Origin of the sequence: Neisseria sp. HMSC075C10 (assembly GCF_001815615.1) — a bacterium.
In the GTDB taxonomy this organism is placed as follows: domain Bacteria; phylum Pseudomonadota; class Gammaproteobacteria; order Burkholderiales; family Neisseriaceae; genus Neisseria; species Neisseria subflava_A.
The window spans coordinates 1-1,089 of the sequence record NZ_KV821264.1 but is presented as its reverse complement, the minus strand read 5'-3'; the positions used below and the strand labels follow the sequence as shown (position 1 = coordinate 1,089).

General features: G+C 34.0%; 1 protein-coding gene. It reads left to right on the top strand.

The annotated features are described in order from the left end of the window. Window positions 1–310: 310 nt before the first annotated feature. Window positions 311–1,089, top strand: a 779-nt coding sequence (locus HMPREF3047_RS06690; RefSeq protein WP_283127040.1) for an IgG-binding virulence factor TspB family protein, incomplete at its 3' end; no start/stop codon positions are given.

The window sequence follows — 1,089 nt, the reverse complement described above, 5'->3', positions numbered from 1 at the left end:
AAGCGATATAATCTAACTTTCAGCAACCATTACGAAAGTTAGATTATGTTTTATATTTCAGAAGAAGAATTGAGATTTAAAAAAGATACGAATCCTAATTATTCAAATGAAAAATTGTGTCATGTGTTTATGACTGAATTATTCAATTTGAAAAATTTGTATCCGTTCCATAATTTTATTGAGATTGCAAAAAACGCAATGCAATATTATTTGAACAGAAGTTACTTAGATGAAGTAATTGTATTTTTTGAAGATTGTTCAATTCTGAAAGTGAATTTCAAAAAAGATGGGTTTGAGTGGTCTGAACATTATGATGAAGATATTACAACGGCTTTTTATTACGGTCGTTATACTTTTAGGGTTTAATTTTTCGTTCGCTGATGTCGACATACACGTTGAAAAAAATGGTCGTATGCGTGTACCGGCTGGCGGATTTAATCAGAATGGGATACGCCCTTGGATGTATCTTGATAATAATGGACCTAAGTTTCATCATGAATATGTTTCAAGATTTGATAAATCACTTCACGTCCGTGAAGCCTCCACCGGTCTCCGCTCTGCCTCAACTGTCCCCGTAACGTTAGAAGCTAGAGTATCCCGAAAAGCCGTCCTTTCAGGCGCATTTGGCCTGGTAAAAGCAGGCGCAAAACTTGCTTTAAAAGCTGCTCCTTATGTTGGTGCTGCTTCATATGCTTATGATGCCTATCAGGCCGTTAATCCGTCTCTTGAATCTGCTGGATATGAATACAATGATGTAAGCAACGAGTATTTAAAAGTTTATAAAGATGCTTTATGTACGATTGATAAAGATTCCTGTGTAGGCGTTGATACATCTGTTATGCGTGCATTAAGTAAAGGTGGCGTTAGTGAAAAACAAGCTCAACAATTATTATTAATGCAAGTTGAATCAGAATTTAAAAAGTATTTTGATAATGTCATAAAACCTAATGAGCCAGATATTTATTTTAAATATTGTTTTTGGCTCGATGGCGTAGCTTGTGAAACCAGTAAACAATCTAGGTATGGTTATTATTTTCAAAATAGAGCTTTAACAAAAATTTTAGAAGAGGATGAATTTTTAAAAATTGC